General features: G+C 70.3%; 7 protein-coding genes. 3 read left to right on the top strand and 4 right to left on the bottom strand.

Annotated features, from left to right (window positions below):
• The 3 genes from A9X01_RS26915 to A9X01_RS26905 all read right to left on the bottom strand — a co-directional run.
• The coding region (locus A9X01_RS26915) for a DUF222 domain-containing protein (protein WP_155772314.1) at positions 1-472 on the bottom strand (472 nt) is incomplete at its 3' end.
• 41 nt (positions 473-513) lie between these two features.
• On the bottom strand, positions 514-5,364 hold the full coding sequence (locus tag A9X01_RS26910; protein WP_065123624.1) for a cation-translocating P-type ATPase: 4,851 nt from the start codon (positions 5,362-5,364) through the stop codon (positions 514-516).
• 85 nt (positions 5,365-5,449) lie between these two features.
• Positions 5,450-6,388, bottom strand: a complete 939-nt coding sequence (locus tag A9X01_RS26905) for a sigma-70 family RNA polymerase sigma factor (protein ID WP_065123626.1) — start codon at positions 6,386-6,388, stop codon at positions 5,450-5,452.
• Between the two features lie 151 nt (positions 6,389-6,539).
• Here A9X01_RS26905 and A9X01_RS26900 point away from each other — a divergent pair, with 151 nt between their 5' ends.
• Both A9X01_RS26900 and A9X01_RS26895 read left to right on the top strand, forming a co-directional pair.
• Positions 6,540-7,286 (top strand): SDR family NAD(P)-dependent oxidoreductase, encoded by a 747-nt coding sequence (locus A9X01_RS26900; RefSeq protein WP_065123625.1) that lies wholly within the window; start codon positions 6,540-6,542, stop codon positions 7,284-7,286.
• Positions 7,287-7,314: 28 nt separating this feature from the next.
• Positions 7,315-8,049: a DUF899 domain-containing protein gene (locus A9X01_RS26895; RefSeq protein ID WP_065123623.1), complete on the top strand. Its 735-nt coding sequence runs from the start codon at positions 7,315-7,317 to the stop codon at positions 8,047-8,049.
• A 91-nt stretch (positions 8,050-8,140) separates the two neighbouring features.
• Here the strand turns inward: A9X01_RS26895 and A9X01_RS29595 are convergent, their stop codons facing one another.
• Entirely contained in the window at positions 8,141-8,365 is a 225-nt protein-coding gene (locus tag A9X01_RS29595) for a hypothetical protein (RefSeq protein ID WP_081282660.1), read from the bottom strand.
• A gap of 96 nt (positions 8,366-8,461) precedes the next feature.
• Between A9X01_RS29595 and A9X01_RS26885 the strand changes: the two genes are divergently transcribed.
• On the top strand, positions 8,462-9,313 hold the full coding sequence (locus tag A9X01_RS26885; RefSeq protein WP_065123621.1) for a rhomboid family intramembrane serine protease: 852 nt from the start codon (positions 8,462-8,464) through the stop codon (positions 9,311-9,313).
• Positions 9,314-9,416: the final 103 nt, after the last annotated feature.

The following is a 9,416-nucleotide window of genomic DNA, read 5'->3' as shown; positions in this document are numbered from 1 at the left end:
CCAGCTTGGCCTCGGCTTCGGCCCGCGCGGGCGCATCGACGGTGTCGGGCAAGGTGGCGAAGAACTTGCGGATCACCCCCACCTGAGCGTCGCCGATGAGCCCGCGGCGTTCGGCGGCCGCGGTCGCGGCCAGCACCGGTTGCAGCGGCTGGCCGGTCAGCGCGCGGCGCGGACCCAGCACCGCGGCCTCGGCGATACGCCGATCCGCCTCGGCTTTGGTGATCCGCAACCGATCCGCCAACGCCTGACCCAGCGTGCCACCCAACTCGTATCCGGTGGCCACCACGCCCAATTGGTTGACCACCGCATGCCCGGGCACGCGCAACTTACGCACCACCCGCTGCATACCCTCGATGATCGACAGCAACTCACCCGTACCGCAGGCGTCGAAATCCAACGCCCCCAAGCGATCCGCGAACGCCTCGAGCCCGTCGAGAACCTCGACGATGTCCTGCGGCGTGCTCGCTGACATACCCCTATCGTAGGGAGGGGCACTGACAACTCGGCCCAAAGCTATTGGGCCGCTGAGCCTTCCTCGGGTTCGGGTGTCACCGCGCCGACCGCCTTCGACAGCCACTGCGGTGCGAGCACCGAGACGGCGGTGGTGCCTGCGGTGGCGCCGATGACACCCGTCCAGGCGACCGGACCCAGTGGCGTACAACCGAAGAACTGGCTCAGCACGGGTGTCTGGATGATGCCGACCAGCACTCCGGCACTGCCCAGCGCCGTGGCCACCACCAGCGGGCTGTGTCGGCGGGTCAGCAACGTCTGGGCCAGCTGTGTGGTCACCAACGCGGTCAGACCCATTGTGGCCGTTCGCCGTTCGGTGCCGGGGGTCCAGCGTCCAATGGCCCACGCGGTGGTGGCGCCGGCGGCGGTGACGACGCCGCGGTTCACGATGTCGCGCATCAGCGAATCGCCGAGCGACGGTTTGGGCTGGTTGAGCACCTCGAGCTGACGGGTCAGGCGAGCGTCGTCGACCTGGTCGTCGGTGAGCCCCTCGTCTTCCTCGGGGTCGTCGTACTGCGAGGTGACCGCCACGGCCAGCGCCGGGAACATGTCGGTGAGCAGGTTGACCAGCAGCAACTGGCGGGTTCCGATCGGCGCGCGGCCCTGGCCGAATGCGGTGCCGAGGATGGTGAACAGCACCTCACCGACGTTGCCGCCGACCAGGATGGTGACCGCGTCGCGCACGCCGGCCCACATGTTGCGGCCCTCGACCAGCGCGTCGATCAGCACACCGAGGTCGTCGTCGGTGAGCACGATGTCGGCTGCGCTACGGGCGGCCGAGGAGCCGCGGCCACTGACCCCGATACCGACGTCGGCCATCCGGATGGCGGCGGCGTCGTTGGCACCGTCACCCACCATCGCGGTAACCCGGCCGCAGCGCTGCAAGGCGGCCACGATCTGCACCTTCTGCTCCGGGCTCACCCGGGCGAAGACCTGTACGTCGGCGGCGAGCTTGGCGTGCCCCTCCTCGTCGTGGCTGGCGAACTCGGCCCCGGTCACCACGCGCACGTCCTCGGGCAAGCCCAGCTGCCGGGCGATGGCCCGTGCCGTGATGGGGTGGTCACCGGTGATCAGCACTACGTTGCGTTCGGCCTCGACCAGCGCCTCGATCAGCGGTCGCGCCGACTCCCGCGCGGTGTCGGCCAGGCCGACATATCCCAGCAGTTCCATATCGTGGGCCTCGGCGTCGACGGCATCGGCGTCGGTCTCCTCTTCCTGGCTGGTCCCGTTCGCCCACGGGCGCTGCGCCACCGCAAGTACCCGCAGACCTTGCTCGGCCAGGCTGCGTACCAGTGAATCCGCTTGTGCCTGATCGTGTTCCGCGTTGTCGAACCGGCAGCGCGGCAGGATCACTTCGGGTGCGCCCTTGACCATCAGCATCGGTGCCGAGTCGCTGTCGGTCCCAATGCCGATCGAGGCGGCGTAACCGCGGCTCGACTCGAAGGGCACCTCGGCCAGGATCGTCCAGTCCCCGTTCTCGTGTCCGTTCAGCGACAGGGACGCGTTGATGATCGCTTCGTCGGTGGCGTGCGCGTGACCCTCGCCGTCCTGCGGCTGCGTGGACGCGCGCGCGGCGGCCCGCAGCACCTCGGCGTAGCTCTGATCGGTCGGCTCGGGGAACGGATCCTGGGGTGCCGAACCGGCCGGCACGGCGCGCACCACCCGCAACCGGTTTTCGGTGAGCGTGCCGGTCTTGTCGAAACATATGGTGTCGACCCGGCCCAGCGCCTCGATGGTGCGCGGCGAGCGAACCAACACCCCGCGCGCGGTCAGCCGCTGCGCGGCGGCCAGTTGGGACAGGGTGGCCACCAACGGCAAGCCCTCCGGCACCGCGGCCACCGCAATCGCGACGCCGTCGGCCACCGCTTGACGCAGCGAGGCGCGCCGCAGCAGCGCCAAACCGGTCACCGCAGCACCGCCGGCCAGCGTGAGCGGCAGGACCTTGCTGGTCAGTTCCCGCAGCCGGGCCTGCACCCCGGCCGACGTCTCGACGTTGGCGACCGCCGAGATCGCGCGTTGCGCGGCGGTGCCGACCCCGGTGGCCACCACGATGGCGCGCGCACGTCCCGCGACGATGGTGCTGCCCTCGAACAGCATCGACGCCCGCTCCAGGTCGTTCACGGCGACGGGGTCGACCTGTTTGTCCACGGGCAGCGACTCGCCGGTCAGGAACGACTCGTCCACTTCGAGGTCCTCGGCCACCAGCAGGCGCGCATCGGCCGGCACGACTTCCGGTGCGGCCAGGTCGATGACATCGCCGGGTCGCAGCTTCTTGGCCGAGACGGTGGCAGTGCGGGTGGCGTGCTGAGCGGCCTCCAGCCTGCGTCGGGTGGTCGCCACCGCCGGTACCACCACGCGACGCACCAGCTGGTCCTGCTCGGCGAACAATTCCGCGGCGGCGGCCTCGGCGCGCAGCCGCTGCACGCCGCCGGTCAGCGCGTTGACGCCCATCACGCCGGCGACCAGCAGCGCGTCGACGTTGCTGCCGACGATCGCCGAGGCCGCGGCGCCGACGGCCAGGATCGGGGTCAGCGGGTCGCCGAGCTCGACCCGGGTGGCAGCCGCCAGCCGCGCCAGCATCTGGGCCGGCCCCCGCAGCGGCGCCACCAGCGGCTCGTAGGACAGGTCGTCGAGGCGGCGCCGCCAGGTCGGGGTGGCGGACTCGACCGCCAGTGGGCGCTTGCCGCCGGCCAGCCGCGAGTACACGATCTCCGGATCCAGTGCATGCCAGGCGGTGAGCGGTTGCGGCGACGGGTCGGGTAGCCGCAGCACCCGGCTGGCCGACCAGAAACCGGACAGCAGGGCCGTGGCCGCGGCGGCGTTGACCGGGTTCAGCCAGCGCCGCAGGGTCGCCGGGTTGCTGGTCCGGTTGTCCTCGCCGGTGACCAGTAGCAGGCCGGCCAGCGTGGTGCCGCCCTGCGCCAGGTGAACCCCGGATTCGCTGGCGGCGCGGGCCACCGGCAGTGCCGAAAGGATCCGCACCGCGGCGGCCAGGTCGGTGCCGGTGATGATGTCCGCGGTCCACGGCGTGGCCGCTCTCGGGTCGTCGAGGGCAATGCCGACGTCGGCGATGGCCAGGGCGGCCAGCGTGTCGGTCGACGCGAAGTCGCGGTGGAGCGCCGTTATCAGCAGCACCGGTCCGCGATCGGACCGCAGGTCGCGCACCAGCTTGAGCAGTGGTGTTCCGGGCGGATGCGTGGAACCCACGCTGGCCGAGAGGTCTTCGGTGCCGGCCACGTGCCGCAGCACCACCCGGGCGCCGGTGCGGTGTGCGGTCTGCAACAGCGGGATGGCATAGGGGTCGACTTCCCACCCGACGTCGACCCGGCCCACCTGCCGGCCCTCGCAGACCAGCTCGGCGTGCTCCAGCCCCTGCGCGGGTGTCGCTGAAGATCCTTGCGCGCGTTGCCATTTCAACCGCGCACCGGTGGCCGGCAACTCGTCGGGATCGGGTTCGGGCGCCTCCTCGCCGTGCAGCAAGGCGTCGGCGACCTCGTAGACGCGGTCGTCGTCCCAGCCGGGTTCGTCGCCCTGGGCCCGCAAGACCGCGCGATGGTCGCCGCGCAGGGCGGCGCCGTCGATGACGACCACCTTCACCCGGTCCAGCCGGCGCAGCGCGCCGGGGTCGAGCACCAGCAGCCCGGAATTGGCCAGCCCGCGGCCGAGGGTGGTGGCGAACGCCTGACGGCCGAGGTGGGCGGCCTTGGGTACGCCGGCCAGGATCGCCTCGGCGGCCTCGGCGGCGCCCCCGCCGGCGAACAGCGCACCGGCCGCGGCCACCACCGAGCCGCTGGCGGCCTGCGTCACGTAGTCCTCCACCGGGCCGTGCATCGAGCCCTTTTCGGTGTCGATGGCGGAGTCGATGGCGCCGTCGACCACCACGTGCGAGGCTTCGCCGGCCGCGGCCGCCGCCCAATTGTGGCGGGGCACTTGCGATTCGGCTCCCGCGGAGGACAGGATCGGGACCACCGGCGCCTGCGGCCGGGTGGGGGAGGCAAGCTCGGGTTCGCGTTCCCGCCACCGCTGGCGGTGCGCCGCCGCCTCGGAGAGCTGCAGGCCCCGCTGCAGCAGGTCCAACAGCGGCGTCCCCACCGACTGGCTCAGCCCGTAGGCCAGCGCCGTCGATCCGCTGAGCGCGATGTCGGTGCCGACGCGACCGAGCCGGGACTCCAGCACCGCCACCACGCGGGGTTGGTAATTGATCAGTGCCGCCGCGGCGCGGGCACTGCGCGGCGCCACCGGCAGCCGGGTGAACCAGCCCGTCACCGCGGCACCCACCGCGACGACGTCCATCGCGGCAGCGGTCAGCGGCACCAGGATCGCCAGCGGATTGCCCGGATCGGCGAACGGGGCGGCCTGCGGCGCGACGACATCGCCCGCTTCGGTGAGGTCGGCAGCCACCGCCGCGGCGGTGTCGCGCACCTCGTCCAGCACGGCGTCCGCGTCTGCGGCAGCGGCGATTTCCAGGACCAGCCGGCCCAGCGCCCCTTCGACATGGGCCTCGGCGACGCCCGGAATCCGGCGGACCGGCTCTTCGATCACGGCGGCGTATTCGTGCCAACTGGGGAACGGCAGTAACGGGTCGAGGTCCAGATGCACGCGTCGCCCGCTTTGCCAACGCACCGGCGGGGTTACCGGTTCGGGGGCGCCGTCGAGGGACCCGCCCAGCCCGATCGCGCGGCCGGTGGTGTGCGCCACCGCTTGGGCGACCGGGCCGACCAGTTCCGTCATCGGGCTGGTCAGCGATTGCACGACGCCGGCTGCGCCGGCGGCGCTCTGCACGCCGGCACGCACGACCTGTGTGGCCCCTCCGGTGAGAGTGCCGACGATGTCGGCCACACCCGGAATCTTCATCCGTCACCCTTCAACTGCATCTACCGTGCCAATCCTTCCGGTGCCGTCGAGACCTGTCCACACGGCCCGCGGGGTTGCCTTCGGGCTACCCCGTCAGTGACAACCCGAAAGCGGGAAAGAGCGTCGGATCGAGAAAGACGGTCAGCGCGGCCAGTCCCGCACCGCCGCCCCGACGAACAATGGTGAGGACCTGGATGGAGTGGGCTGCCATGATGCTATCGGTGTTGCGCCGGTATTCGGCGACGGCGGGCTGGCCGTTGGCGGCCGTCCGGACCATCACGATGTCGCCGGGCGGGGCGAGGGCACGCGTAGTCAAGAAGTCCAGCACCGCGTCTCGGCCACTGAACCACATTGGCAGCGGCGGCATCTCGAGCCTGACATCGTCTTGCAGCAAACCGGCCAGGGCGGCCATGTCCGCATTCTCGAAGGCCGCGCAGTAGCGGTCGAGCAGTTCTCTGCGCGCGTCGTCATCGGGTTCGGCTGGTCGGTCCCGGTCGGCGGACACCTCGGCGAGGCGGGCGCGGGCCCGCTGCAGGGAACTGTTGACGGCCGCCGGTGTCGTCTCGAGGAGTTCGGCTACTTCCGCGGCGCTGAATTGGACGACCTCGCGTAGCACCAACGCGGCGCGTTGCCGTGCCGGCAGTTCCTGCAGCGCGGTCACCACCGCCAGCCGGACGGTTTCGCGGGCGGCAACAATATCTTCCGGCGCTTTCTGCAAATAGGCGTCGGGGATGGGTTCCAGCCACTCGTAAGAGGGGTCGGCGTCGGGGCCCACGCCGGCCGGCAACACCCGGCGGGCGCGGTTTTCCAAGGCGCGCAAACAGGCCGTCGTCGCGATCCGGTAGAGCCAGGTACGCAACGCCGCGCGCTCCTCGAACGCCGAATAGCCGCGCCAGGCGCGCAGATAGGTCTCCTGCACCAGGTCCTCGGCGTCGTGCACCGATCCGAGCATCCGGTAGCAGTGGGCAATCAGCTCGGCGCGATACGGCGCCGCGCGCTCCATGAACTCGTCCTGCTCCGGCACAGCCAACTCCTCGCGATTGCCCAACTAGATCGCCCTAATGGATAGATAACTCCTGCCGTCAAAAGTCATCGACCTGCGCGGCGATGAATCCTGGGGCCGCGACGTATCTGCATTGGGGAGAACACCACCCGATACGGAAGTGAGCACCACCATGAACGAACTGAACGGCACCACGGCGATTGTGACCGGCGCCAGCCGCGGATTCGGCCGGGCCATCGCCACGCAGTTGGCGGCGGCCGGCGCGCACGTCGTCGGCATCGCCCGTAGCCGCGCTCATCTGGACCTGCTGCGCGAGGAACTGGGCGACAAATTCGAGGCGCTGGCGGCCGATGCCGCCGATTCCGCGGTGGCGGGCCGGGCCATCGCGAAGTACCGTCCCCGCACCATCGTGCTGGCCGCCGGGCTGGCGCCCCGGATGGCCGCCCTGCCGGACCAGACCTGGGACACCTTCACCGAGAATTGGAATGTCGATGTCGCGCAAGCATTTCACTGGGTCCAAGCCGCGCTGCGACTTCCGCTCGACCCGGGCAGCTCGGTGATCGCGATCTCCAGCGGCGCCGCGGTCAACGGGTCCCCGCTCAGCGGCGGCTACGCGGGCGCCAAGGCCACCGTCAGGTTCATCAGCAGCTACGCCGCGCAGGAATCGGCGCGCGCGGGGCTGGGCATCGACTTCCTCTCGCTGCTGCCGCGCCTGACGCCGGCGACCGATCTGGGCGCGAAGGCGGTGGCGGCCTACGCCGAGCGGCAGGGCGTCGACATCGATGCCTACCTCGAGTCATTGGGGCCGATACTGACTCCTGAGCAGGTTGGGCGGTCGGTGCGCGATATCGCCGGCAAGGGAGCAGGAGATCAGGACGCCTACCTGCTCAGTGCGGCAGGCTTGGCGCCTCTGCGATGAGACGGTCGAACGGAAGGAGTGCAGCGCAATGAAGACACCGGAGATCGTGTCCCCGCAGGACTGGGCCGACGCCCACGCGCGACTGTTGGTCAGGGAGAAGGAGCTGACCCGCGCTCGTGACGCGCTGGCTGCCGAGCGCCGCCGGATGCCCTGGCTGACGGTGGACAAGGACTACGCATTCGACGGACCCGACGGCAGGGCCACCCTGCTGGACCTGTTCGCCGGCCGCCGGCAACTGCTGGTGTACCGCGCCTTCTTCGGGCCGGACATCCACGGCTGGCCCGATCACGGCTGCCGCGGTTGCTCGATGATGGCCGACCACGTCGGCAATCTGGCCCACCTCAACGCCCGGGACACAACGCTGGTCTACGCCTCGCGCGCGCCGCAGCCGGACATCGTGCGCCTCAAGGCGCGGATGGGTTGGCAGATGCCGTGGTACACGATCACCGACGACTTCGACGCCGACTTCGGTGTGGATGAATGGCACGGCACCAACGCGTTCATCCGCGACGGCGATCGGGTGTTCCGCACGTACTTCATCAATAACCGGGGTGACGAGGCGCTGGGCACCACCTGGAGCTTCCTGGACATGACCGCGCTGGGACGCCAGGAGGACTGGGAGGACTCTCCGGAGGGCTACCCCCAGACCAAGCCGTACGAGTGGTGGGACTGGCACGACGAGTACGGCCAGCACGAGCCGTCCCGGTGGTTCGGCGAGCCGGATCCGAATGATCCCAACGATGTGCGGCCGCCGCGGAATTGAGTGTGGAATAACGTGACATGAATGGGCGGTAGCCGTCCGGAACGGCTACTGAGCGCAATATCCTTCCGGCAATGCCGGGCCGCGGAATTGCCTACAGAATTCGGTGGTGAGCCCTGCCGACGTGGTATCCGGCCGGAAAGGATTTTTCGATGACCTGCAGCTGGTGGTCGACCCTGGACTCCAGCTCAAGGACCACACAACTGTCGCCGACAGCCTTGGACTCGAGAACTATGTAACGTTGACCGCCATCGGTGATGGGGTCACCGGAGTGCAAATGTTCGACGGGCACCAATTCAGGGTTTCCGTGTGATTCCACCCGAATCACAGTAGGTCAACTCGGCGGGTGAGGGAATAGCCTCGCCAGCGGGTCGGCCGCGACAGCAAATTGGTGAGGCGGGCAAGATTGGGTGCGATGACTACACCCCCCGCACCCCCCGCACCGACCTGTTACCGGCATCCGGACCGTCAGACCTACGTTCGGTGCACCCGCTGCGAACGTCCGATCTGCGGTGACTGCATGCGCAGCGCGGCGGTCGGGCATCAGTGTGTGGAGTGCGTCCAGGCCGGTGCCCGCACCATCCGGGAGAAGCGGACTCCGTTCGGGGGACGGGAACGGTCGGGCGCGCCGGTGGTCACGATCGCGCTGATCGTCGTCAACGTGCTGGCGTTCATCGCCGAAGTGGCGGTGCCCGACGTGCAGAAGCAATTCGCCCTGTGGCCGCCGGCCGTCGCTGACGGACAGTACTACCGGCTGGTGACGTCGGCGTTCCTGCACTACGGCGTGCCGCACCTGCTGCTGAACATGTGGGCGCTGTACGTGGTGGGCGCACCGCTGGAGCGATGGCTGGGCCGGCTGCGCTTCGCGGCGCTGTACGCGGTGAGTGGCCTGGGCGGGTCGGTGTTGGTGTATCTGCTCGCGCCGTTGAACACCGCCACCGCGGGCGCGTCGGGCGCGGTGTTCGGTCTCTTCGCGGCCCTGTTCGTGGCGGCTAAGCGGCTCACCCTCGACGTCCGGGGCGTGGTGGCTGTGATCGTGATCAACCTGGTCTTCACCTTTGTGGTGCCGGCGGTCAGTTCGCACGCGATCAGCTGGCAGGCGCACGTGGGCGGGCTGATCGCCGGTGGGCTGCTGGCCGCGGCCTACGTGTATGCGCCGCGCAAGCAGCGGGACGCCGTCCAGGCCGCGGCGACGGCGGCGGCGTTGACATTGTTCGCCGTGCTGGTCTGGTGGCGCACGGGCGAGCTCCTCGCCCAGTTCGGTTAGGTCACCACCCCCCGGGGGGGGGGGGGGGGGGGCCGCCCCCCCCCCCCCCCCGCCGCGCGGTTGGGGGGGGGGGGGGGGGGGGGGGGGGGGGGGGCGCGCGGGG

The organism is Mycobacterium asiaticum (genome assembly GCF_001668675.1).
Classification (GTDB): domain Bacteria; phylum Actinomycetota; class Actinomycetes; order Mycobacteriales; family Mycobacteriaceae; genus Mycobacterium; species Mycobacterium asiaticum_D.
Note: the sequence above shows the minus strand (reverse complement) of the source record. Positions and strands in the feature narration are given on the sequence as shown.